Origin of the sequence: Mesorhizobium sp. WSM4906, assembly GCF_029674625.1 — a bacterium.
Lineage (GTDB): Bacteria > Pseudomonadota > Alphaproteobacteria > Rhizobiales > Rhizobiaceae > Mesorhizobium.
On record NZ_CP121355.1, the window covers coordinates 3,466,152 to 3,489,313 of the forward strand.

The 23,162-nt window shown below is 62.7% G+C and carries 20 protein-coding genes; 10 read left to right on the plus strand and 10 right to left on the minus strand.

All coding sequences use genetic code 11. From position 1 onward, the window contains the following. Entirely contained in the window at positions 1 to 1,482 is a 1,482-nt protein-coding gene (locus tag QAZ22_RS16470) for an esterase-like activity of phytase family protein (RefSeq protein WP_278201811.1), read from the minus strand. Between the two features lie 174 nt (positions 1,483 to 1,656). Further along, positions 1,657 to 2,682 carry a LacI family DNA-binding transcriptional regulator gene (locus QAZ22_RS16475; RefSeq protein ID WP_278201812.1) on the minus strand — a complete coding sequence of 342 codons (1,026 nt, stop codon included), beginning with the start codon at positions 2,680 to 2,682 and terminating at the stop codon, positions 1,657 to 1,659. Positions 2,683 to 2,875: 193 nt separating this feature from the next. Here QAZ22_RS16475 and QAZ22_RS16480 point away from each other — a divergent pair, with 193 nt between their 5' ends. From QAZ22_RS16480 to QAZ22_RS16500, 5 genes are all read left to right on the plus strand, one after another. Then, positions 2,876 to 3,907: a Gfo/Idh/MocA family oxidoreductase gene (locus QAZ22_RS16480; RefSeq protein WP_278201813.1), complete on the plus strand. Its 1,032-nt coding sequence runs from the start codon at positions 2,876 to 2,878 to the stop codon at positions 3,905 to 3,907. 2 nt (positions 3,908 to 3,909) lie between these two features. Beyond that, complete coding sequence (locus QAZ22_RS16485; RefSeq protein WP_278201814.1) at positions 3,910 to 4,815, plus strand: sugar phosphate isomerase/epimerase; 906 nt, start codon at positions 3,910 to 3,912, stop codon at positions 4,813 to 4,815. 97 nt (positions 4,816 to 4,912) lie between these two features. Further along, complete coding sequence (locus QAZ22_RS16490) at positions 4,913 to 5,926, plus strand: substrate-binding domain-containing protein (protein WP_278201816.1); 1,014 nt, start codon at positions 4,913 to 4,915, stop codon at positions 5,924 to 5,926. An 86-nt stretch (positions 5,927 to 6,012) separates the two neighbouring features. Further along, positions 6,013 to 6,801, plus strand: coding sequence for an ATP-binding cassette domain-containing protein (locus tag QAZ22_RS16495; RefSeq protein ID WP_278201817.1), 789 nt, complete (start codon positions 6,013 to 6,015; stop codon positions 6,799 to 6,801). After that, positions 6,801 to 7,847 carry an ABC transporter permease gene (locus QAZ22_RS16500; RefSeq protein ID WP_278201818.1) on the plus strand — a complete coding sequence of 349 codons (1,047 nt, stop codon included), beginning with the start codon at positions 6,801 to 6,803 and terminating at the stop codon, positions 7,845 to 7,847. Before QAZ22_RS16495 ends, QAZ22_RS16500 begins: the two co-directional genes overlap by 1 nt. 9 nt (positions 7,848 to 7,856) lie before the next feature. Here the strand turns inward: QAZ22_RS16500 and QAZ22_RS16505 are convergent, their stop codons facing one another. Beyond that, the gene (locus tag QAZ22_RS16505) at positions 7,857 to 10,607 is read right to left on the minus strand and encodes a UvrD-helicase domain-containing protein (RefSeq protein ID WP_278201819.1); all 2,751 of its coding nucleotides are present in this window, start codon (positions 10,605 to 10,607) and stop codon (positions 7,857 to 7,859) included. A 180-nt stretch (positions 10,608 to 10,787) separates the two neighbouring features. On the opposite strand from QAZ22_RS16505, the gene QAZ22_RS16510 reads away from it, so the two are divergent. After that, a complete protein-coding gene (locus tag QAZ22_RS16510; RefSeq protein WP_278201820.1) occupies positions 10,788 to 13,106 on the plus strand; it encodes a glucose/quinate/shikimate family membrane-bound PQQ-dependent dehydrogenase in 2,319 nt (772 codons plus the stop codon). Between the two features lie 343 nt (positions 13,107 to 13,449). Further along, a complete protein-coding gene (locus QAZ22_RS16515) occupies positions 13,450 to 14,337 on the plus strand; it encodes a dienelactone hydrolase family protein (protein WP_278201821.1) in 888 nt (295 codons plus the stop codon). A gap of 38 nt (positions 14,338 to 14,375) precedes the next feature. Here QAZ22_RS16515 and QAZ22_RS16520 read toward each other — a convergent pair whose 3' ends face one another. Continuing rightward, on the minus strand, positions 14,376 to 15,290 hold the full coding sequence (locus QAZ22_RS16520) for a DMT family transporter (RefSeq protein ID WP_278201822.1): 915 nt from the start codon (positions 15,288 to 15,290) through the stop codon (positions 14,376 to 14,378). 88 nt (positions 15,291 to 15,378) lie between these two features. Here QAZ22_RS16520 and QAZ22_RS16525 point away from each other — a divergent pair, with 88 nt between their 5' ends. After that, the gene (locus tag QAZ22_RS16525; protein ID WP_278201823.1) at positions 15,379 to 15,873 is read left to right on the plus strand and encodes an Lrp/AsnC family transcriptional regulator; all 495 of its coding nucleotides are present in this window, start codon (positions 15,379 to 15,381) and stop codon (positions 15,871 to 15,873) included. Between the two features lie 69 nt (positions 15,874 to 15,942). On the opposite strand, the gene QAZ22_RS16530 is transcribed toward QAZ22_RS16525, so the two are convergent. Then, on the minus strand, positions 15,943 to 16,158 hold the full coding sequence (locus QAZ22_RS16530; RefSeq protein WP_278201824.1) for a hypothetical protein: 216 nt from the start codon (positions 16,156 to 16,158) through the stop codon (positions 15,943 to 15,945). Between the two features lie 504 nt (positions 16,159 to 16,662). On the opposite strand from QAZ22_RS16530, the gene QAZ22_RS16535 reads away from it, so the two are divergent. Beyond that, positions 16,663 to 17,388, plus strand: coding sequence for a sce7726 family protein (locus QAZ22_RS16535; RefSeq protein ID WP_278201825.1), 726 nt, complete (start codon positions 16,663 to 16,665; stop codon positions 17,386 to 17,388). Here the strand turns inward: QAZ22_RS16535 and QAZ22_RS16540 are convergent. The 4 genes from QAZ22_RS16540 to QAZ22_RS16555 all read right to left on the minus strand — a co-directional run bounded on the left by QAZ22_RS16540 (position 17,385) and on the right by QAZ22_RS16555 (position 20,580). Then, complete coding sequence (locus QAZ22_RS16540) at positions 17,385 to 18,431, minus strand: hypothetical protein (RefSeq protein ID WP_278201826.1); 1,047 nt, start codon at positions 18,429 to 18,431, stop codon at positions 17,385 to 17,387. The two genes, QAZ22_RS16535 and QAZ22_RS16540, sit on opposite strands and share 4 nt — an antisense overlap. A gap of 19 nt (positions 18,432 to 18,450) precedes the next feature. Beyond that, the gene (locus QAZ22_RS16545; protein WP_278201827.1) at positions 18,451 to 18,948 is read right to left on the minus strand and encodes an ImmA/IrrE family metallo-endopeptidase; all 498 of its coding nucleotides are present in this window, start codon (positions 18,946 to 18,948) and stop codon (positions 18,451 to 18,453) included. A gap of 12 nt (positions 18,949 to 18,960) precedes the next feature. Next, positions 18,961 to 19,434, minus strand: coding sequence for a hypothetical protein (locus QAZ22_RS16550; protein WP_278201828.1), 474 nt, complete (start codon positions 19,432 to 19,434; stop codon positions 18,961 to 18,963). 660 nt (positions 19,435 to 20,094) lie between these two features. Then, positions 20,095 to 20,580 (minus strand): thioesterase family protein, encoded by a 486-nt coding sequence (locus QAZ22_RS16555; protein WP_278072771.1) that lies wholly within the window; start codon positions 20,578 to 20,580, stop codon positions 20,095 to 20,097. 164 nt (positions 20,581 to 20,744) lie between these two features. On the opposite strand from QAZ22_RS16555, the gene QAZ22_RS16560 reads away from it, so the two are divergent. Beyond that, positions 20,745 to 22,160, plus strand: coding sequence for an FAD-linked oxidase C-terminal domain-containing protein (locus tag QAZ22_RS16560; RefSeq protein ID WP_278201829.1), 1,416 nt, complete (start codon positions 20,745 to 20,747; stop codon positions 22,158 to 22,160). 13 nt (positions 22,161 to 22,173) lie between these two features. On the opposite strand, the gene QAZ22_RS16565 is transcribed toward QAZ22_RS16560, so the two are convergent. Beyond that, positions 22,174 to 23,142, minus strand: a complete 969-nt coding sequence (locus tag QAZ22_RS16565; protein ID WP_278201830.1) for a Dyp-type peroxidase — start codon at positions 23,140 to 23,142, stop codon at positions 22,174 to 22,176. Between the last annotated feature and the right edge of the window lie 20 nt (positions 23,143 to 23,162).

Sequence of the window (23,162 nt, forward strand, 5' to 3'; positions counted from 1 at the left end):
TTAGTTCGCGGCGAGGCTGTTTCCAGACAGGCCGGGGATCGTAACCTGATAGACCAGGAAGGTGGTGTCGACATCGGCGCCATCCTCGGCCTTGTAGGGCGCGCCGACCTGGAAGCCGTCCTGGGTGAGGAAGTCGTTGTCGTTGGCGACGAACAGGAAATAGTCGTCGGGCAGCTTCGGATCGAGCACGCTCACCAGCGACATCGCTTCCCATTTCTCCGAGAGGTTGTTCTTGTCGTTCGGCGCGCCATTGTGCAGGCCGAAGCGGCCGAGCTCACCCTTGTCGTTGATATCGATGAAGGTCGTGAGCTTGGCCGGCGTCACCGACGGATCGAGCACGCCCTTCGGCGCGACCGGCTTGTCGGCGGCGTCGAACGGACCATTGGCGATATCGGTCGCGCCCGTCAGGTCGACAATGTTGATCTTGCGGTAGAGCGACTCGGCGTCCTTCAGGCCCTGGCCGTTGCCGCTGTCGCGAGCCAGCATCAGGAAACTCTTGTCGGACAGCGCCACGATCTCGCTCTGCGCGGCCACCTTGGTCTTGCCTTTGGCGTCCTTGAACACCGGCAGCGGCACGACATATTCGTGCGCCAGCTTGAGGTGGGCGAGGTCGGAGGCGTCATAGACGAGCGCGCGGGTGTTCTGGCGCGTCGAACCGGAATCGCCGCCATCCTGGCGCGGCGCTGACTGCAGCACCGCGATCAGGAACTTGCCGTCCGGCGTCATCGACATGCCTTCGAGGCCCTGGTTGTTCTGGCGACCGGTCTCGGGATCCTTCGGATCGGGCTCGGCCGCGCCAGGGCCGGGGTTGTCGGAAGCGAAGTTCGGCTTGCCATGGCGCATCGGCACCAGAGCCGCCGGCGGCTGGGTGGCCGACATCAGATGACCGTCGGCCGAGAAGCGGTAGATGTTGGGGCCATATTCGTCGGAGATGAACATGGTGCCGTCGGGCAGGCGCACGATCGCCTCGTCGTCCAGCGCCAGCTTGCCGTTGTCGGCCTGCGGCAGGATCGGCATGTCGCCGGCGGCCGGGCGCACGCCGTTGAGCGGATCAAGGCCGGTGGCGTCAGCGCCCTTGTCGTCGGTCAAGAGCATGGTGTCGGCTAGCGTCGCCTTGACGCTCGACTGTTCCTGGCCGGCGGCGGGCGCGGCGCCCGGAGCGGTCGGGGTCAGCTCGATCGAAATGGTGTTGAGGCGCGGCCGGTAGTCTGTGGTGCCGACGACGTTGTAGCCGCGGTCCGGCAGCAGCCACAGCGAGCCCTTGTAGCCGGCGCCGTCACGCGTCCAGGACTTGGTGTCGATCGACATGCCGGAGCCCGAACCGAAGGTCTCGCCGAACTTGTCCTTCTGGCTGGCCGGAATGCGGCCGATCCCGACAAGCCCCTTGTTGACATAGGCGACGCCGTCGGCGAGCGCCGGGGTCAGGGTGGTGAACAGGGCAAGCGCGATGCCGAGCGAGACAGTGCGGTTCAAACTTTTCATGGATATCCCCTTCTTGACGAACAGATCGGCCAATGCCTGGAAGGGCGCGGCATCGAAGATGCGGCGAGCCGGTTTCCGTCGAGCGGTCTAGGACTTGAACGTGATGGTTGCGTGACAGTTTCCCTTCTCCTACAAGGGGAGAAGGGAAAAGCCAAGGGGAGAAGGGAAAAGCGCTCAATCGCTTTCCCGCGCGATCAGCTCCAGCGGCCAGACCTCGCGGATGGTTCGCGGTCCCTCCGGGCCGGCGAAGGCAGGGAGCGAGGCGAGCAGCATCTCGGCCAGTCGCCGGCCCATGGGCTCCAGCGACGGACGGAAGGCGGTCAACGCCGGCGAGAAGTAGCGGCAAAGCGGCGTGTCGACGATGACGATCACCGCTATGTCGTGGCCGGGCCTGATGCCCATCTCGGCCAGCGCCTTGCAGCCGCCGAGCGCCATGGCGTCATTGTTGAAGATGATCGCCGTCGGCCGGTCCTTGGAGAGCATCACGCGCGGCGTCACCTGGTAGCCGCCGGGCTCGTTGATGAAGCCGTCGGCGATCAGGCCGGGGTCGACTTCGATGCCGTGCCTCTTCAGCGCCTTGCGGTAGCCGTCGAGGAACAGGTAGCCGAAGTTGAGATCAAGCGAAGGGCGGATGGCGGCAATGCGGCGGTGGCCGTGCGCGACCAGCCGGTCGACGGCTTCATCACCCGCCCTCTCGAAATCGATATCGAGCGAAGGATAGGTGTCCCCGCCGGATTGACTTCGGCCAAGCGTGGCGAAGGGAAAGCCGGCCTTGCTGAGGTAGTCGATCCGATCGTCTTCCCGCCGTGTATTGGCCAACACGACCGCGTCGGCCCGGCGCGTCTCAACCACGCGGCGCAGCCTCTCCTGCTGATATTGGCCTGGCTCACCCATGACGACCATCAGATCTAGGTCATACTCGGCGAGCCGCGCCTGCAGCCCGGTCAGGAAGGGAATGAAGAACGGCTCGCCATATTGCTGGTCGCCCGGATGCGGCTGCAGCATGAAGGCGATCGAGCGGGTGGCGCCCTGGCGCAGGCTGCGGCCGGACTGGTTGGGCGAATAGTTCAGCTTCCTGGCCGCCTCCAGCACGCGCTGGCGGGTCTCGGCATTGACGTCGGCGCGACCGTTCAAGGCGCGCGACACGGTGCCGATCGAAATGTTCAGGTGACGCGCGAGATCGTGGATGCTGGACGCCAAGGCAGGTTCTCCCCCTTCTTCGCTAGCACCGGCCGGCGCTCAGGCCAAGCAGCCGATGACGATTTTCGCGAGTGGGTGATTGACATTCTACGCCATCGGGTGTGTTGTCGTAAACGTTTACGGGAAAACGTTTACGGTACGCCGTGGATGCCGTGACGGTCGGCCTGGAGGGGCCGAACGGGAGGAGTGCTGGATGATGAAGGTCGTCCTGGTCGGGTGCGGAGCCATGAGCAGGCACTGGCTCGATGCCGCAAGGCAGATCGACGGGCTTGCCGTCGTCGGTCTCGTCGATCTCGATGCCGAGCGGGCGAAGGCGAGGGCGCGCGAATACGGGCTTGCCGCCGCCGTCGTCGGCACCAGCGTTGACGCCGTTCTCGGCCAGACGAAGCCCGACGCCGTGTTCGACGTCGTGGTTCCCGCGGCCCGGCGCGAAGTGGCCTTCTCCGCTTTCGCCCATCATTGCCATCTGCTTACCGAAAAGCCGCTCGCCGACAGTCCGCAAAATGCCCGCGCCATCATCGAGGCTGCCCGTCGCGCCGGACGCGTTCACGCCGTCGTCCAGAACCGCCGCTATGTCGCCAATGTCAGGCGGATCCGGCGGTTTCTGGACTCCGGCGCCATCGGCAAGCCGACCAGCATCCATGCCGACTTCTTCGTCGCGCCGCATTTCGGCGGCTTTCGCGAGGAGATGGCCCATGTGCTGCTGCTCGACATGGCGATCCACACTTTCGATGCCGCGCGCTACATGGTCGCCGGCGAGCCTGCCGGCGTCTACTGCCAGGAATGGGAGCCGGCCAATTCCTGGTACCGGCAGGGATCGTCCGCCAGCGCCGTCTTCGACTTTGGCGGCGGCAAGGTCTTCACCTACGCCGGCTCGTGGTGCGCCGACGGCTTTCGCACCAGCTGGGAGGGCAGCTGGCGCATCGTCGCCGAGCGCGGCAGCCTGTTGTGGGACGGCCATGAGGAGCTGAGGGCGGAGGTGGTTGCGTCCGGCCGCGACGGTATCATCGACAAGACCCAGCTGATCGAGGTGCCGGCGCTCGACCCCGCCGATCGGGTGGGCGGCCATCTCGGTATCATCAAAGATTTCATGCACGCGGTCGAAACCGGGACCGAGCCCGAAACGCGCGGCGCCGACAACATCAAGAGCCTGGCCATGGTCTTCGGCGCCATCGAAAGCGCGGAGACCGGACGGCGCGTGGCGATCGCGACCCAGGAAGGATGACGATGCCAAACCCGCTTCTCGACATCAGGATCGGCACCATGGTGCGGGCCAATCTCGACGATCCGGCCGCCTATATCAGACAGATCCTGCCGCTTGGCTTCGAAAGCATCCAGCCCTTCTTCTGGCAGACGCTGGGCGGCAAGGACCTGCCGCGGCTGGCCGGCGAGATCCGCGAGGCGATCGGCGATGCCGACGTGACCGTGTCCTCGATCGGCGTGTTCGGCAATCCGCTGGAGAATGGCGATACCGATCGCGGCGTGCTGGCGGCCTGGGAGACGGTGATCGACAATGCGCATCTGTTCGGCGCTTCCACTGTCAGCGGCTTCACCGGCCGCATCCGCGGCAAACCGCTGACCGACAGCCTGCCGCGCTTCCGCGAGGTGTGGGGGCGATTGGCGAAGCGCGCCGCCGACAAGGGTGTGCGCATCGCCTTCGAGAATTGCGCGATGGACGGCAACTGGGCGAGCGGCGACTGGAACATCGCCCACAATCCCGACGCCTGGGAGCTGATGTTCAACGAATTGCCCAACGACAATCTGGGCCTCGAATGGGAGCCGTGCCATCAGCTCGTCTATCTGATCGACCCGATCCCGCAGATCCGCAAATGGGCGCCGCGCATCTTCCATGTCCACGGCAAGGACGCGACGGTGCGCTGGGACGTGATCCGCGAGCATGGCGTGTTCGGCCGCCTGCCATTCGTGCAGATGCGCACGCCGGGCTTCGGCGACAGCGACTGGACGCGGGTGATCAGCGAATTGCGGCTCGCCGGCTATCGCGGTGCGATCGACATCGAAGGCTGGCACGATCCGGTCTATCGCGGCGACCTCGAGATCACCGGTCAGGTACGGGCGCTCGACCATCTCAAGCAATGCCGGGGAGGCAGGACTTATCTGCAGAACCCGGCGTGAGAACGGCCGGCTGGAGGAGCCGGCCCGAACGCTCGCGGCCAAGCGCCGAAACAAGGTCAAAACCCTCGATGTGCGAGGACAAAAGGGAGGAACGTGCATGAGCATCGCGATGAGAACGACACTTTTGCGCACGACCGTGGTGGCGGCCGCCACGGCGCTGGCCGCCGCCGTCTCCACCTTGCCGGCGCAGGCGCTCGACGCCCAATGGTGCAAGGACGTCCATATCCGCTTCTTCGTCGGCGGCGCCGAGGGCGATGCCTTCGGCACCATCGTCTATAACGGCGCCAGGCAGGCGGCGGCCGATCTCGGACCGAAGGTCGACTACATCTTCTCCCAGTGGGACGTCGAGAAGATGGTGCAGCAACTGCGCGAGGCGGTGGCGGTCAAGCCGAACGGCATCGCCATGATGGGCCATCCGGGTGATGCCGCGATCATGCCGCTGGCCGAGCAGGCGCATAAGGACGGCATCAAGATGATGTATCAGAACGTGCCGGTGCCGAAGGTGGTGGCGACGTTCGGCGGCGGTTATGTCGGCGCGCAGCAGGAGCAGCAGGGCCGCGCGCTCGGCGCCGAGGCCTTCAAGCTCGGCAAGCTCAAGGCCGGCGACAAGGCGATCATGATCGGCCCGTTCGAGAACGAGAACCGCGGCGCGCGCGAGCGCGGCACGGTCGCGGCGCTGAAGGAGGCGGGTGTCGAAGTGATCCAGCTCTCTTCGCCGCCGAGCGGCGAATGGGCGTCCGATCCCAATCTCGCCATTCCGGTGATCACGGCGGCGCTGCTCAACCACCCCGACGTCAAGGCGGTCGGCTATCCCGGCGGCCAGATGCTCGGCAATGTCGCCACCTATATGCAGGCGGCCGGGCGCAAGCCGGGCGACATCTTCAATTTCGGCTTCGACACCAGCCCGCAGATCGTCGAGGGCTTCAAGGGCGGCTGGGTGCAGCTCACGGCCGACCAGCAGCCGTTCCTGCAGGGCTATCTGCCGATCCTGAGCCTCTGCCAGCAAGTGGTGCTCGGCCTTGCACCCATGAATGTCGACACCGGCGCCGGCTTCGTCACGCCGCAGAACTACGAGATCGTCTCCGAGCTTGCCAAGCAGGCGCTGCGTTGACCTCCCAGGCGGTCGGCCGGGATCAACCCGGCCGGCCGGACCGCCGGCGAAAAGGCCGGCAGACGGACAATTCAAGCGAGGATCGCATGGGCGAACGCATCATCGAACTGCGCGACATCAAGAAATCCTATGGCCAGGTCTATGCGCTGGGCGGCGTCAACCTTAGCGTCGACCGCGGCGAGGTGGTCGGCCTGATCGGCGACAATGGCGCCGGCAAGTCGACGCTGATCAAGATCCTGTCCGGTGTGGTCAAGCCGACCAGCGGCGAGATCCTCGTGCGCGGCAAGCCGGTGACCGGATGGAGCGCCGCCCGCTCGCGCGACGCCGGCATCGAGACGGTGTTCCAGGACCGGGCTTTGGCCGTGCAGCAGACGATCGTGCGCAACATCTTCATGGGCCGGGAGCTGACGGGCTTTCTCGGCTGGCTGAAGGTCAACAAGGAAATCGAGGAAGCGAGCCGGCTGATGCGCGAGATCGGCTTCACCTCGAAAGTGTTCACGCCGCAGTCGATCGTCGGCCAGCTTTCGGGCGGCGAGCGCCAGGGCGTGGCGATCGCGCGCGCCATCTACAAGCAGGCGGAGCTGATCATCCTCGACGAGCCGACGACGGCGCTGTCGCTGACCGAGACCGCCAAGGTCTTCCATTTCGTGCGCCAGGTGCGGGCGAGCGGTCGCTCGATCCTGTTCATCGGCCACAACATCCACCACGTCTTCGACATCGCCGACCGCTTCGTCGTGCTCGACCGCGGCAAGGTGGCGCTCACAGCCGACCGCAGCGAGGTGAAGTCGGCCGAGGACCTGATCAACTTCATGGAAGACGTGGCGCATCCCGGCGGCTTGCCGGGACTGCACGAGGACGCGGAGCAGAGAGCGTGATGAGCAAGGCCATGGAACCCGATCTGCAAACTCCTCTCGGGAGAACAAGCGGCCAGGCAGCTAAGGAATGGAGCCATCCGTCCAATCACTGGCTGCGCGGCTTCGTCCTCGATAATCGCGCATCGCTGGGCACACTTGCCGTGTTCATCGTCATGATGGCGGTGTTCATCATCGCCAACCCGACCGTCTTCACGACCTGGTATCTCTACAGCTCGGTGCTGACGACGCTGCCCGTTGCGCTGTTCGTGGTCGTGCCGCTGGTCTTCGTCGTCACCTGCGGCGAGATCGACCTGTCGTTCCCGGCGACCATGGGCTTCGCCTCCTGGGTCTTCGCGCTGGTGGTGCAGGCCGGCTACGATCCGTTCCTCGGCATTGTGGCGGCGCTCGTCACCGGCACGCTGCTCGGCTTCCTGGTCGGCTCGCTGGTGGTCTATGGCGGCCTGTCGTCGCTGATCGCGACGCTCGGCATGAATTTCCTGCTGCGCGGGCTGATCCAGATCATCAACGAAGGCAAGTCGACGGCGCTGACCAGCCTTGCCGACAGCTCAGCCTACACGATCTTCTCCAGCCAGATCTGGGGCATTCCGGTGCAGATCTTCTGGGCGATCGCCTTCGTCGTCTTTTCGGCGCTGCTCTACAACCGCCATCGTTTCGGCGCGCAGGTGAAGGTGGTCGGCGACAATCCGGACAGCGCCAAGCAGATGGGCATCGATGTCAAGCGCGTGCGGGTGAAAGTGTTCGTCTTCGTCGGCATCGGCGCCGCGATCGCCGGCACCTTCTCGGTGATGATCAACTTCACCTGGTGGCCGACGGCGGGCGACGGCTATCTTCTGCCGGTGCTGGCATCGGTGTTCGTCGGCGGCACGCCGACCTGGGGCGGCATCGGCACGGTGGTCGGTGGCGCGATCGGCGCGGTCACGGTATCGTTCATCCAGACCGGCGTGGTGGCGGCCGGCTTGAGCGGCTTCTACGTGCAGTTCTTCAACGGGCTGATCATCATCCTGTCTCTGCTCGGTCATAAGTGGAACCAGGCACGGTATCGGTGAAGGGGTTGCTCAAACTCCTGTGACAAACCCGTCGAGCACGCGTTTCTGGCCGGCCTTGTCGAAGTCGATGGTGAGCTTGTTGCCGTCGATCGCGGCGATGTTGCCGTTGCCGAATTTCTGGTGGAACACGCGGTCGCCGACGCTGAAGGCGGAAGGCGTGTCGGCGACGGATTTCGCAACCAGCTCGCCCTCGATGGTGCGGCCCTTCACCGAGGTGCGGCCGGCGCCGTAACCGCTATCGGTCTCGCCATAGCCGATGCGCTCGACCTGGTGGCCGGAGCGGGTGCCCCAGTTGCGGTCGGTCGCCTCGGTGCGGTTGGCCTGCGCGCGCTGCCAGCCGGGCGTCGCATAGGTATTGGAGAAGCTGCCCTGATCCTTGGCGCCGATATTGTCGAAGCGCGAGGCGCCATAGGGATTTTGCCGGCCGCCGCCGCGACCGGAGGCGAATGAGCCGCCGCCATAGGGATTGCCGTAGCCGCCGTAGGAGTTGCCGCCGTCGGCGACGTCGACATGGGTTTCCGGCAATTCGTCGAGGAAGCGCGACGGGATCGTCGATTGCCACAGCCCGTGGATCAGACGGTTGGAGACGAACCAGATATGCAGGTTCTTCTTGGCGCGCGTCAGGCCGACATAGGCAAGGCGGCGTTCCTCCTCCAGGCCCGACCGGCCGCCTTCGTCCAGCGCGCGCTGGTGGGGAAAGAGGCCTTCCTCCCAGCCGGGCAGGAAAACGGTCTCGAATTCGAGACCCTTGGCCGAGTGCAGTGTCATGATCGAGACCGCGTCGAGCGACTCGCCTTGCTCGGCCTCCATGACCAGCGCGACATGCTCGAGGAAGGAACGCAGCGATTCATACTCCTCCATGGAGCGGATCAGTTCCTTGAGGTTCTCCAGCCGCCCGGGCGCTTCCGCCGAACGGTCGTTCTTCCACATGTCGGTGTAGCCGCTTTCCTCCAGAATGGTCTCGGCGAGCTCGGTGTGGGGCGTGGTCTCCAGCGCCTTCTGCCAGCGCTCGAAATTGGCCGCGACCTCGCGAAGTGCTGCACGCGGCTTCGGCTTCAGCTCGTCGCTTTCGGCGAGCGTCGCCGCGGCCTCCAGCATCGGGGTGCGCATGGCGCGCGCCGTGTCGTGGATCTGGCGAATGGTCGCTTCGCCAAGGCCGCGCTTCGGCACGTTGACGATGCGCTCGAAAGCGAGGTCGTCGCCGCTGTTGGCGACGACGCGGAAGAAGGCCAGCGCATCGCGGATTTCCAGCCGCTCGTAGAAACGCGGGCCGCCGATGACGCGGTAGTTCAAGCCCAGCGTGATGAAGCGGTCTTCGAAGGAGCGCATCTGGAAGGACGCGCGCACCAGGATCGCCATGTCGTTGAGATTGTGCTTCTGCCGCTGATAGGCCTCGATCGCCTCGCCGATGGCTCTAGCCTCTTCCTCCGAGTCCCAGGCGGCATGGACATGCACCTTGTCGTCCTCGGGGTCGTCGCGGTCGGTGAACAGCGTCTTGCCGAAGCGGCCCTCATTGTGGGCGATGAGGTGCGAGGCGGCGCCCAGGATATGCGCGGTGGAACGGTAGTTGCGCTCCAGCCTGATGATGGTGGCGCCGGGAAAATCCTTGTCGAAGCGCAGGATGTTGTCGACCTCGGCGCCGCGCCAGCCATAGATCGACTGGTCGTCGTCGCCGACGCAGCAAATATTCACGCTCACGGGCTGTTCCGCGCCTGCCGGCGCGGGCCCTCCGCGGGGGCCTCGCAACGGCTCGGACGCCCGGTCGGGCTTGCGGCCTTCGGCCGAAATATCCCATTCCTCACCGCGGGCTAGCGATTCCTCTTCGGGAACTGGCGGTCTGTAGTGCCCCCCCTCTGTCCTATCGATAGTCGACTTCGAAGCGCTGGGGGCGCGGCCGCCCGGGGATCCGCTCCTTGGAACTCCCGGCCGCTGCGCCAACAAGCGCAGCCACATGTATTGCGCGGTGTTGGTGTCCTGGTACTCGTCGACCAGGATGTATTTGAACTTGCGGTGATAATCCTTCAGCACGTCCGGATAGGCGCGGAAGATACGGATCGGATGATAGAGCAGGTCGCCGAAATCGCAGGAATTCAGCGTCTGCAGCCGCTCCTGATAGGCCTTGTAGAGCTGGCGGCCCTTGCCGTTGCCGAAGCTGCGCGCATCGCCTTCCGGGATATCGTCGGGGCCGAGGCCCTTGTTCTTCCAGTTGTCGATCATCTGGGCGAACTGCTTGGCCGGCCAGCGCTTGTCGTCCAGACCTTCCGCCTGGATGAGCTGCTTGATCAGCCGCACCACGTCGTCGGTGTCGAGGATGGTGAAATCGGATTTCAGCCCGGCAAGCTCGGCATGGCGGCGTAAAAGCTTGACGCCGATGGAGTGGAAAGTGCCGAGCCAGGGCATGCCCTCGACATTTTCTTCACCGATCAGGATGCCGATACGCTGCTTCATCTCGCGCGCGGCCTTGTTGGTGAAGGTGACGGCGAGAATCTGCGACGGGAAGGCCCTGCCGGTGGCAAGGATGTGGGCGATGCGCGTGGTCAGGACCCGCGTCTTGCCGGTGCCGGCGCCGGCCAGCACCAGAACCGGCCCCTCCGTTGTTTCGACGGCTAGCCGCTGCTCGGGATTGAGGCCGTTGAGATAGTCGGGCGCACGGCTCTGCGCGCTGCGCGCGGCCATGGCGCGCGCAGCAATGCCGGACGGGGCCGCGGGCCGCGCATTCGGTTCATCGAAAAAAGGCATGTCTTCGGAAAAGCCCGACATCGCTCCCGAATGTAGTGATTCGGGAGCGAAAGACCAGAACTGTCTACGTTTTGTTCTATTTTCGCGTGCCGCCGACCAACTTGACAGCCGGAGCGGGCAGGGGAAAGCTGCCGGCAGGGCAAGGGCGGCGTGCCGTCGCCTGGAAGGCGCCGCAAGCGCAACAGTCGAAGGAGCACCGTCTTGGCTGTCACCATCACCTCCCTCGTCCTCTTCCTTATCGGTCTGGTTCTCGGCGGCGGCGGCATCTGGTTGGTTTCGCTGGGCGGCAGCTGGTACTATGCGATTGCCGGTCTCGCTTTCCTGATCACCGCCTGGCTCGTTTTTCGCCGCAGATCGACAGGGCTCTGGCTCTATGCGGCGATCGTGCTCGCCTCGCTGTGTTGGGCGGTATGGGAAATCGGCTTCGACTGGTGGCAGCTCGGTCCGCGCGGCGGCATCATCGTTCTCGTCGCGCTGTGGCTGCTGACGCCATGGGCAAGGCGAGGATTCGCCGGTCCGGACGGGCGCGCCCCTCTCATCCTGGCGGTGCTCGCCTCGCTTGCGGTGGCTGGCTATTCGATGACGACCGACGCCACCGACATCGGTGGCACGCTCGACACCGACAAGGTGACGCCGACGGCCAATCTCGGCGGCGACATGCCGGCCGGCGAATGGCATTTCTACGGCCGCACGCCATTCGGCCAACGTTATTCGCCGCTCGATCAGATCACGCCGGACAATGTCGCCAAGCTCCAGCCCGCCTGGACCTACCGCACCGGCGACGTCAAAGGCCCCGACGACATCGGCGAGACGACCTATCAGGTGACGCCACTGAAGGTGGGCGACGCGCTGTTCATCTGCACGCCGCACAATTTCGCCATCGCCATCGATGCCGCGACCGGCAAGGAGAAGTGGCGCTACGATCCGAAGGTCAAGCTCGATCCCAACCGCCAGCACCAGACCTGCCGCGGCGTGTCCCACTATGCCGACCCGAAGATCGCGGCCGGGCAGCCTTGTGCTGGGCGCATCTACCTGCCGACCTCCGATGCCAGGCTTATCGCGCTCGATGCCGCCAGCGGCCAGGTGTGTTCGTCCTTCGCCGAAAGCGGCACGCTCAATCTCATGGCCAACATGCCCTATCCGAAGTCGGGCTATTATTATTCGACCTCGGCGCCGCTGATCGTCGCCGGCAAGATCATCGTCGGCGGCGCGGTCAACGACAATTATTCGACCGAGGAGCCATCGGGCGTCATCCGCGCCTACGATGTCGGTACCGGTGCCCTTCTGTGGAACTGGGACTCCGGCAATCCGGACCAGACGGCGCCGCTGCCGGCGGAGCAGAAATACACGAACAACTCGCCCAACATGTGGTCGACGGCGAGCGCCGACGAGAAGCTCGGCCTGCTCTACCTGCCGCTCGGCAACCAGACACCGGACCAGCTCGGCATGGGCCGCAGCGCCAATACCGAAAAATTCTCCTCCTCGATCACCGCGCTCGACCTCAACAGCGGAAAATTGCGCTGGGTTCGGCAACTGGTGCATCACGATCTGTGGGACATGGACGTGCCGGCCCAGCCGACGCTGGTCGACATCACCTCGGTCAACGGCACGGTCGTGCCGGCGCTGGTCGTGCCGACCAAGCAGGGCGACCTCTATGTGCTCGACCGGAGCACCGGCGAACCGATCATCCCGGTGAAGGAGATGCCGGCGCCGGGCGGCGCGATCGAAGGCGACCATGCCTCGCCGACACAGCCGGAATCGGGGCTTTCGTTCAATCCCAAGCGGCTGACCGGCGCGGACATGTGGGGCATCACCATGTTCGACCAGCTGGCATGCCGGATCGCGCTCAGGAAATTGCGCTACGAGGGACGCTACACGCCGCCCTCGCTGCAGGGCTCGCTGATCTATCCCGGCAATTTCGGCGTCTTCAATTGGGGCGGCGTCGCGGTCGACCCGGTGCGGCAGGTGATGTTCGGCATGCCGACCTATCTCGCCTTCACATCGACGCTCATTCCGCGCGCGGACGCGCCGCCGCCGGGCGACGCCACGAAAGGCAGCGAGCAAGGGCTCAACCGCAACGAGGGCGCGCCTTACGCGGTGGTGCTGAAACCGTTCCTGTCGCCGCTCGGCATCCCTTGCCAGGCGCCGCCCTGGGGCTATGTCGTCGGCGTCGACCTCAGGACCGGCCAGATCGCCTACAGGCATCGTAACGGCACCGTCTACGACATGACGCCGCTGCCCCTGCCGTTCAAGGTCGGCGTTCCGGGCATCGGCGGGCCGATGATCACCGCCGGCGGCGTTGCCTTCCTGGGCGCGGCGGTCGACGATTATCTGCGCGCCTACGATCTCACCACCGGCAGGCAGCTCTGGCAGGCGAGGCTGCCGGCCGGCGGGCAGTCGACACCGATGACCTACACGGTCGCCGACGGCCGCCAGTTCGTGGTCATCGTCGCCGGCGGCCACGGCTCGGTCGGCACCAAGCCGGGCGATTATGTGATGGCCTACACGCTGCCGAAATAGAGGCAGGCTTAGAGCGGTTCAGCGTTTCACGGAATCGCCGAACCGCTCTAAGTATTTGTTTTTACGCAATTCCGGACGGAAAACCGTTACACACTTTTCCTGGAATTGCTCTAGAGTCCGAGACAGTTCCTCGGGCAAGGCACCTGGCCGAGCACCTGGTTGGCGAGAACCGGGCCGGCGGCTGCTTCGGCCAAAATGCGATGATGCGACATGACAGGCATCACAGCCCGGCGGGGCGCGTTGCCAATGAGCGAACGGTCCGGCCAAACGGTCACCGGTCCGTGACTGGACCCTGCGAGCTTCAACCCTATCTTGCGCATCAAACAGCCGTCGAGGGAGAGCCATGACCGAACCTGTCGCCAAGCCCGTGATCACCCAGGCGATGATCGATGCCTATGACGAGTACACGCATCTGACGCTTGACCGGCGGCGCTTCATGGAGCGCCTGACAAGGCTCGCCGGATCGGGCGCGGCGGCCGCCGCGATCGCGCCGATGCTGGCGGCGAATTCGGCCCAGGCGGCGATCGTCGCCGAGGACGATCCGCGCGTGAAGGGCGAGGACATCACCTATCCCGGCAGCAGCGGCGAGATGAAGGGCTATCTGGTCAAGCCGGCCGGTCAGTCCGGCAAGATGGGAACCGTCATCGTCGTCCATGAGAACCGAGGTCTCAACCCGCATATCCGCGATGTCGCGCGGCGCGTGGCGCTGGAAGGCTTCATTGTGCTGGCGCCGGACTTCCTGTCGCCGCTGGGCGGCACGCCGTCCGACGAGGACAAGGCGCGCGACATGGTCACCAAGCTCGACGCTGCCCAAGTCGCGGCCGACGGCGTCGCGACAATCGCCTATCTCAAGGGCCTGAAGGACGGCAACGGCAAGGTCGGCGCGGTTGGCTTCTGCTGGGGCGGCGGCACGGTGAACACTCTCGCCGTTAATGCCCCCGATCTTGCCGCCGGCGTCGCCTATTACGGTATGCAGCCGAAAGCCGAGGACGTGCCGAAGATCAAGGCGGCGCTGCTGTTGCACTATGCCGGACTGGACGAGCGCATCGACGCCGGCATCGATGCCTACAAGAAGGCGCTCGACGCCGCGCATGTCGAATACACGGTCTATGTCTATGACGGCGTCAACCATGCCTTCAACAACGACACTTCGGCCGCGCGCTACGACAAGAAGGCGGCCGACCTCGCTTGGGGGAGGACGGTCGCGTTTCTGAAACAGAAGCTGGCCTGAGCTGGATCTCGACGCACCTCACCGGTGCTGTCCGGGGATCACTCCCGCGCCGGCTTGTGCATGGCCACGCCCGCCACGACCAGCGCAATGCCGAGGCAATCGGTGAGGCTGGGAACCTGGCGCAGCACGACGACGCCGATCAGCGTCGCGGTGAGCGGCAGGAGCGAGAGCATCAGCGCGAAGCTGGCGCGTGGCAGCCGCGCCATGGCGAGTTGGTCGCATATATAGGGGATCACCGAGGAGCAGACGCCGACGCCGATGGCGGCGAGCAGCAGTTGCGGCGCCGTGAAGGCGGGCAGCGCCTCGCTGAAGCCGACCGGCAGCACGACGAGGAAGGCGATCGCCATGGCGGTGCCGAGGCCCGCGATGCCGATGCCCGTCTGCGCGATGCGGTGACCCAGCACGATGTAGCCGATGAACAGCGCGCCGTTGAGAAAGGCCCAGAACAGGCCGACCGGATCGCTGGACCATTTGATATCGATCAGCAGCAAGGTGCCGGCGACGGCGATGGCGAGCGCCACGAAATTGCGCCGGCTCCTGAGGCCGACGAGGGCGACGCCGATCGTGCCAACGAATTCGATGGCGGCGACCAGCGAGATCGGCAGGCGGTCGAGCGCCAGATAGAACGCGCAGTTCATCACCGCCAGGCAGGCGCCGAAGGCCAGCAGCAGGAGCCGTGCCGAGCGGTCGGCCCGCGCGAACACCGTCCATGGCCTGGTGAGCGGCGCGAAGACGAGCGCGGCCGTGGCGATGCGCAGCCAGGCCATGCCGAGCACGCCGACCCGAGCGAACAGCAGCACGGCGAAAGCCGGCCCGAGATAGTGGAAGACCGCGCTGACGCAGAACCAGACATGCGGCGGCAGCGCATTGGCAAGGCCGGAGAGAGCAGGGCGCGCAGCGTGGGTGTCGCCGGTGGTCTGGTTTGCCGTACGAACTTGCGCTTCGGAATTCATGCGATCATTATCGCAGGCGAATTTCGCTATTTATATAGGCACTAAACGGCTTTTTGGGCCGCTCACTTTCTGAAGAAAGAGAATTCTCTTGAAACGCCTTCGAAATGAAAATGCCGATCTGGATGCGGCGGACCTGAAGATCCTGCGGCTGCTGGAAAAGGATGCACGCACGAGCACGGCAGAGCTGGCGCGTGCCGTCGGGCTCTCGGCGCCAAGCGTCGCGGAGCGCATCCGCAAGCTGCAGGAGAACGGCGTGATCGAGGCCTATACGGTCAGAATCAATCCGGCGGCGCTCGGCCTGAAGCTGTCGGCATGGCTCAGGATCAGGCCGGTGCCCGGGCAGCTCGCCGTCGTTGCCGAGATCATCCGCGAGCTGCCGGAAATCGCGCAGTGCGACCGGGTGACCGGCGAGGACTGCTTCATCGCTTTGGCGCATGTCGGCTCGGTGACCGAGCTGGAACGGGTGATCGACAGGATCATCCCCTATGCGATGACCAACACCGCCATCATCCAGTCGTCGCCGGTCGAGCCGCGCTCGCCGCTTCGCGGGCTAGAGCAGTTCATCGTTTCACGGAAACGCTGAACTGCTCTAACTATTTGTTTTTACGCAATTCCGGACGGAAAACCGTTACACACTTTTCCTGGAATTGCTCTAAGGGAGCGCTGACGGCTCAGTGTAACCGCGCCGCATGCGCGCCTGCTTGAGAATCGCGCGCCAGCGGATCATGTCGAAGGGGATGGGCTCGTTGTTGTTGGCGATGTGAAAAATCTCGTTGTTGACGTTCTTCAAAGATCGCCAGAAATCATAGTCGGTGATGCGCGGATCGGCCGCCAACCGCTCCACTTCCACCTTGATGTCGGTCTTCATGCACTATCCTCGCACCGCATTCCGCCTGCCACCTGCGCGCAACCCGGCAGGGTCGTTGTCGAACGCGCCACTGAGTCGTTCAACGGACTCAACTGGCTTGTTCACGTTAAAACCTTGGTAAGGTTAACGCACCGGTGGACAGTCAACAATCAGATACAGCCTTTCCAACGGGAGCGCATGGCTCCGGCAGCGGTCCCGAGGGGTGCTGAGCTTCCGCTGAACGCACTGCAGCAGGCCGATTGGCGGGCCGGCCGCGTTTTCAAACGTTCCAGCCGACCATGGGCAAGCGAAGCAGGCGCAGCGCCCATGATGGCGTCAAATTCGCAATTCACAGCCTTCAGCAAATTATCTACTTGTCGTGATTCGAAGCGTCTATCCCAGCCTGTTTCGATGAGCTAATTGGTCTTGATCTGCATGCCTGCAGCCCGGGGAAAGGCGGCTGCGACGTTAACAGACAGTTCGTCTCTGTTGCGTAGCATGCAACTCACCACTGTAGGGGCGTTGATGTCAGAAAAATACTACGAAGCACGCATCAAGTGCGATGTCCTCAACGAACTCAGAAAAATGCGGATTATCAACTCCCGTACCACCATCGCGTCCGAGTACGTACTGGGTTCCACGGGGCGGCGCGCCGACCTCGCGTGTTACAATGGCAAGTTGTCGATCGGGGTTGAGATAAAAAGCAGTTACGACACCCTAAGTCGGCTACAACACCAGATGGCAGTTTACACGTCGTGCTTTGACGAGGTGATGCTTGTAGTGGATGAGCGTCACGCTAAACAGGCTCTGGACGAGGCCCCACAGCCGGTCAGCGTATTTCAGATGAGCAGACAAGGGCGGATGTCCCTGCTTAGGGCGGCTGATGGGTCGATACAGAAATCAAAGTCAGTTTGCCTTAAGTTGCTTACTATGTCGGACCTCAGAAAGCTGCTTGGCGTGCCTTCGGCGAGCCCAGCTAAGAAACAGGCGCTCCTGCGAACTGCCGCTGAGTTGCCCGACGAAATCATATTCGACTGGGTTATGACAGCCTTCGTGCAGTCGTTCGGCCCGACGTCAGATAGGTTCTGGGATAGTGTCGGACGTAAGAAGATAACCTATGAAGCAATGGCTCTTCTAAGTCGGTTCGCACCGGCGCGGAGAGCTGTAGTCGAAAGGGCGCAGGATCAGCTACTGTTTTGGGAGGCGTGGCGGCATCACGCCAAAGAAGCTCTACAAGCAATGAATGCTTAAAGATCGCTCCACTCAATTTCACCTGAGTTCTCTACTCCGGACTGCATGTGCATATGGATGTTGATTCGGGCGGCAGTGGACATCTTAGGTGAATAGATTGCAACCTCGTCGCCCGCAGCCGTCTTCTTTATCATCTCTGTACCCCATATGCCCATATCCTGCCATTCCGGACATTCGGTGGCGCGTATTGCTGCCAACTTATAAGCTTCCTCACGGTCTTCTTCATCGGCTTCTCTAAAGAATTTCCACTTAGTCGAATAGGCATTGTCAATGCGAGGAGCCGGGCTTCCACCACCACCGTTTTGCTTTTCAGCTCGCACACTAGCTCGATCACAGTAGATGGTACTGTTTTGGCCGATTTGATCGGTGACTACGTCGTAAAACTTGCGTTCGAATATATCTTGCTCAACGATGCCGGTGAACGACGTCGGGAACGTCGAGGCAGATACTGATACAAAGCAATCAGGAAGTATATCTCTAATCGATTTTGCAATGTTAACGGCGATAGCCGCCTTATTCAGAAGATACTTGTCTTGACGCTGGAAGTCCAACACGAAGAAAACATCGTCATTGTATGTGTATTTTTTGAAAAGATTAGCTATGTCAGTTGCGATAGAGAATATTTGCTCATGAAGACGGATCACAACGCCTTTACCCATCGCTTTGAAAGCTTGTACCTGTGCTACTAGCTCTCCGGGGGCAGCAAGTTGTACCGTGGGTGTGAATTGTGGGTTTTCGTCTACGAAGGCGCGCCAGGCTTGGTAGCCGTTTGATGGGTCGCGGAGCTTATCAAATACGTCATGTACAGGTCTCCGAGGTCCATCAAATACCTCATCTGTGAGATCGACAATGATGGGCTTTCCCGAGCTACAGGCGATCACCTTGGCGATAGTGCTTGGGAACTCTCTAGCCGTGGTCCAAGGCTGCAATATCACAAACGGGAGAATCCCTACCTTTACCTGAGGGCTAAGCTCCTCAAGAGCTTGCATTTCCGACGGTCGCACTCCGATAATCGGAACATACTTGAATGCCCCCAAATCCATTGCGATTGACCCTTCCACGTCATGGAATGCCGAGCCGAATCTTCATGGCGGCTTCAGACACATTGAACTTATCAGCTAGAAAGCCAACGACATTGTCAATCCTTAGTGTCTTTGCTCGGTCCAACCAGTCATCGACAAGCTGTTGAGGCATCAACAGATCGGCCGCCATTCTATTCGCTTGAGCTTCTCTACGATCAGACAACTCAGAACGGTAGAGCACATCGTCCGTAATGCCATCACCTATTTGGTCACGATGAAGCAGGAAGTGGCCCAGTTCGTGAGCTACAGTGAACCGCTGGCGACGAGAAGAGTCATTTCTGTTCACTTTGACAATGTACTGACCGGCGGCATCAGGATCGGGCCGGATTTCGCCTGAGATGCCGTTAGGGAGCGCTGTGGCAATTACTTTTACCCCAAGAGCCTGCGCAATCGCAGACAACCTTACAGGCGCACTGTCGTGATGTTCTTTGATCAAGGCTATCATACCATGATCTAGAGAGTGCCATTCGGGGCTCATTATGGGCTCTCCTTAATCCTTGAAGGGTGCGTCAGGGTTAGAATTTTGATTCGGTTTTTCAGCTCGCAAAGACGCATCACTAAGTAGAATATGATCTACTCGCTCAACTAGAAGCTTTCGCAGATCGCCGGCTTTAAGTTGCTCAGATATGTGCTGGATTATGGTGGTCTCTATCTGTTTTGCGAAAGGTCCTTCTGAGATCATGCTATTAAGGTGATTTTTGGAGGCGTCTTCAGTCATCTTTTGAAATTGTGAGTATCCCCAGACCGCGAGTATGCCTATGAACACTGCGAGCACTGTTATGATAACAGTTACAGCTGTAAGCATCAGTGTGATGAAATCAACATACGACATTTCGTGGCCTGCTAGCTTATCTGGAGCGATTTTTACTGATGTCAATGCAATTATGATGAATATTGCGCCCGACAAGATCCCCAAAAGGTAGACAGGAAGGTGGTCAGGTTGCTTGTATGCCGTCACGATCACTGCGCCCTGCTGTCGATGTTCCTATTATGTTCGCTTTTTTGTGGCTTGGCAAGGTCCCCTCTTACACTGACACAGCCAAGGGCACAGATGGCAAATTTTCGTCTCATCCCGCCGGCGAAGGCGGCAACGCCATAGCATATCGCTGCACTCGCTTGCTTCATGTTCCTGACTGGTTCGCGCGTATCGGAAGCAATTGGTGTGCGATGGTCGGACGTCGATCTCGGCGATATGACGGCGCGCGTTGTGCAGTCCAGGCTAGATGGCGAGGAACGCACAGCCCATTTGCCTCCGGCGCTGGTGCAGGCTGTCGAGGCGATACCAAGCAACCGCAACCCGGATGATCATGTGTTCGGCTACAAGGATTCTCGCGCCGCACAGCGGCTATGGAGGCAAACTTGTGAGCGCGCAGGGATCAAATTCCTGTCCTTCCATTCATGCTACCATGGCTTCGCTACCGGCCTGCTGCACAAGGGTCTCGACACCGTGACGACGGCCACGCTCGGAGGTTGGAAAATCATTCGACATGTGGTCGAGAGTTATGGCCATGCACGGGAGGATAGGACCCTAGCCAACTTGCTGACACAGGGTCGGCGCCGTAGAAACAACGCTGTAGGCCAAAGGACGCATCCCTTGGTAAGGTTAACGCGGGCGGGCGGGTTTTCAAGCGCTCTTGCGTTTGATGCCGATCGAGCGGCCGGCACGCTCCGGCATCGGCAGCGCGGCATGGGCAGAGCGCATGGCTTCGATCTGCGCCATCACATCGGCCGGGAAGGGGGCGACCTTCGGCCCTGCCATATCGACGTGCAACGACAGCGATTCGGACGTCGCCGCCAGCCAGCCGTCGACATGACGGATCTCCTGATAGGCCCGCAGCCGCTTCTCGTCATGGTCGATGAGCTGGAACGAGACGTTCACCTTGTGGTCGAGGTGAAGCTCCTGCACGTAGCAGACGTGGACTTCGGCCGTGTAGATGGTGAGGCGGCGTTCCTTGGCATAGTTCGGCCCCATGCCCATCAGCTCGAACGCTTCGTCCGAGCAGCGGTCGAACAGCACGTTGTAGTAGGCCATGTTGAGATGGCCGTTGTAGTCGATCCAGTCCTTCTCGATCGCCATCGGCTTGGAAATGATTGGCGCGGGCATCGTCATCTGGTTTTCCTTGATCGTCGCTGGACAGGGTGTGGCTGGTGCGGTTCTGGTTGTTTGGCGCAATTCCGGACGGAAAACCGCTTCACACTTTTCCTGGAATTGCTTTAGGCATCATCCATAGCTGCATTACAAGAGTGGCCACTGGTCCATTCGCGGAGGAAATCATGGCTTTGAGCGACCTCAATCCCGTCGAGCGCAACGAGGAAGGCATCGCCACAGTGCTCGGCATCCTCAAGCAACAGTTCGGCGAGCGTTTTCAGACCGGCGAGGCGATCCGCAGCCAGCACGCGCACACCACCACCTATATCCCGACCCAGGCGCCGGACGGCGTCGTCTTCGCCGAATCGACTCCGGAGGTGCAGGAGATCGTGCGCGCCTGCGCCGCGCACCGCGTGCCGGTCATCGCCTTCGGCGTCGGCTCCTCGCTCGAGGGCCACACCAACGCGCCGGGCGGCGGCATCTCGATCGACACCTCGCGCATGAACCGCATCCTTTCGGTCAATCCGCAGGATCTCGACTGCACGGTCGAGCCCGGCGTGACGCGCGAAGACCTCAACCGGCATTTGCGCGACACCGGTCTGTTCTTCCCGATCGATCCCGGCGCCAACGCCTCGCTCGGGGGCATGGCGGCGACGCGCGCCTCCGGCACCAACGCCGTGCGCTACGGCACCATGCGCGAGAACGTGCTGTCGCTGACCGCTGTGATGGCCGATGGCGAAGCGGTGACGACCGGCAAGCGGGCGAAGAAGAGCTCGGCCGGCTACGACCTGACGCGGCTGCTGGTCGGCTCGGAAGGCACGCTCGGCATCATCACGTCGCTGACGCTGAGACTCCAGGGCATACCGCAGGCGATCTCCGGCGGCGTCTGTCCGTTTCCCAGCCTGGAGGCGGCCTGCAACACGGTGATCGCGACCATTCAGATGGGCATCCCGGTGGCGCGTATCGAACTGGTCAACGCGCTGCAGATGCGGGCAATGAAGAACTATTCGAAGCTCGACTATCCGGAAAGCCCATGCCTGTTCGTCGAATTCCATGGCAGCGATGCCGGCGTCGCCGAACAGGCAGAGACGTTCGGCATGATCGCCGAGGAAAATGGCGGCGGGCCGTTCCTGTGGACCAGCGTCGCGGAAGAGCGGACGAAGCTCTGGAAGGCGCGGCACGACGCCTATTGGTCGTCGCTGACCTTGCGCCCCGGCGCCAAGGGGCTTTCGACCGATGTCTGCGTGCCGATCTCGCGGCTCGCTGAATGCGTCACCGAAACCGAGGCCGACATCGCCGAGATGGGGCTGGTAGCACCCATCGTCGGCCATGCCGGCGACGGCAATTTCCATGTGCTGGTGCTGATGGACGTCGACAGCCCAAAAGAGATCGCGCTTGCGGAAAAATTCGTCGCCAGGCTCAACATGCGCGCGATCGCGATGGAAGGCACCTGCACCGGCGAGCATGGCATCGGCCAGGGCAAGGTCGGTTTCCTGCGCCACGAGCTCGGCCACGGCGTCGACGTCATGCGCACGATCAAGCAGGCGCTCGATCCGCTGAACATCATGAACCCGGGCAAGATCCTGCCGGCGACCGGGTGACCAGCCGCCAGCTCTACTCCTGCGCCCCCTCGACGAGCTTCTGCAGCATCGGCCGGGTCGGCGCGAAAAAGGTCGTGCCGGTATGCGGTGTCGAGAAGTCGAGCAGCCGGTCGTAGGCGCCCGGCGGCTCGCCGACATACATGCGCTGCAGCATTTTCTCAATCACCCACAGATAGCGCGTGTAGCCGATAAAATAGGTCCCGAACTCCTTCTGCCCCGGCCGCCCGAAAGGCATGTTGTCGCGCAGGATATCGTATTCGTTGCCGGCGTCGTCCTCGATGGTGGCCAGTGACTTGTGCGACTTGCGCGGCTTGTCGTCGTCATCGATCTCGATGTTGTCGATCTTGGTGCGGCCGATGATCTCCTCCTGGAGATGCGTCGGCGTTTCCGCCCAGGCGGCCATGTCGTGCAAATATTTCTGCACGACGACGTAGCTCCCGCCGGCGAAGTCGGCGTCCTCGTCGCCGACAAGGGCAGAGGTCGGCAGGTCGAGACCGGTCGGGTTGGCGGTGCCGTCGACGAAGCCGAGCAGGTCGCGCGCGTCGAAATAGCGAAAGCCGGCAACTTCGTCGACGACAGTCACGTTGCCGCCCAGGCTGTCCAGCAGGATGCGCTCGAACTCGAAGCACATGTCGGAGCGTTCGGCACGGATGTGGAAGAGGAGATCGCCCGGCGTCGACGGCGCCGAATGGACCGATCCCCTGACCGGCGCAAAGGCTTTCAGCTCGCGCGGCCGCCGGTCCGGGGAAAGACGCGCCCAAAGGTCGGCGCCGATGCCGGCGATGCACGACAAACGGCCGGACAGGTCGCGGAAGCCGACATTCTTGACGAGATCGTCAAGCGCGCCGAGCACCGAAGCCACGTTCGCCAGGGCCGCATGATCGCTGCCGACCGTAACGACGAGGAAGACCGCGGCGAGCGACAGCGGAGCGTCGACGCTCTGCGCGTCGATCGGCACCCTGTCCCAGTTCTTGCCTGACATCGGGAACGCTCCGCTTCTAG

Coding starts and splice junctions, on each gene's coding strand:
- QAZ22_RS16545 (WP_278201827.1), bottom strand. CDS start 18,948: ATGAGCCCCGAATGGCACTCTCTAGATCATGGTATGATAGCCTTGATC.
- QAZ22_RS16480 (WP_278201813.1), top strand. CDS start 2,876: ATGATGAAGGTCGTCCTGGTCGGGTGCGGAGCCATGAGCAGGCACTGG.
- QAZ22_RS16530 (WP_278201824.1), bottom strand. CDS start 16,158: ATGAAGACCGACATCAAGGTGGAAGTGGAGCGGTTGGCGGCCGATCCG.
- QAZ22_RS16485 (WP_278201814.1), top strand. CDS start 3,910: ATGCCAAACCCGCTTCTCGACATCAGGATCGGCACCATGGTGCGGGCC.
- QAZ22_RS16500 (WP_278201818.1), top strand. CDS start 6,801: ATGAGCAAGGCCATGGAACCCGATCTGCAAACTCCTCTCGGGAGAACA.
- QAZ22_RS16495 (WP_278201817.1), top strand. CDS start 6,013: ATGGGCGAACGCATCATCGAACTGCGCGACATCAAGAAATCCTATGGC.
- QAZ22_RS16535 (WP_278201825.1), top strand. CDS start 16,663: ATGTCAGAAAAATACTACGAAGCACGCATCAAGTGCGATGTCCTCAAC.
- QAZ22_RS16555 (WP_278072771.1), bottom strand. CDS start 20,580: ATGACGATGCCCGCGCCAATCATTTCCAAGCCGATGGCGATCGAGAAG.
- QAZ22_RS16515 (WP_278201821.1), top strand. CDS start 13,450: ATGACCGAACCTGTCGCCAAGCCCGTGATCACCCAGGCGATGATCGAT.
- QAZ22_RS16565 (WP_278201830.1), bottom strand. CDS start 23,142: ATGTCAGGCAAGAACTGGGACAGGGTGCCGATCGACGCGCAGAGCGTC.
- QAZ22_RS16490 (WP_278201816.1), top strand. CDS start 4,913: ATGAGCATCGCGATGAGAACGACACTTTTGCGCACGACCGTGGTGGCG.
- QAZ22_RS16505 (WP_278201819.1), bottom strand. CDS start 10,607: ATGTCGGGCTTTTCCGAAGACATGCCTTTTTTCGATGAACCGAATGCG.
- QAZ22_RS16470 (WP_278201811.1), bottom strand. CDS start 1,482: ATGAAAAGTTTGAACCGCACTGTCTCGCTCGGCATCGCGCTTGCCCTG.
- QAZ22_RS16540 (WP_278201826.1), bottom strand. CDS start 18,431: ATGGATTTGGGGGCATTCAAGTATGTTCCGATTATCGGAGTGCGACCG.
- QAZ22_RS16560 (WP_278201829.1), top strand. CDS start 20,745: ATGGCTTTGAGCGACCTCAATCCCGTCGAGCGCAACGAGGAAGGCATC.
- QAZ22_RS16520 (WP_278201822.1), bottom strand. CDS start 15,290: ATGAATTCCGAAGCGCAAGTTCGTACGGCAAACCAGACCACCGGCGAC.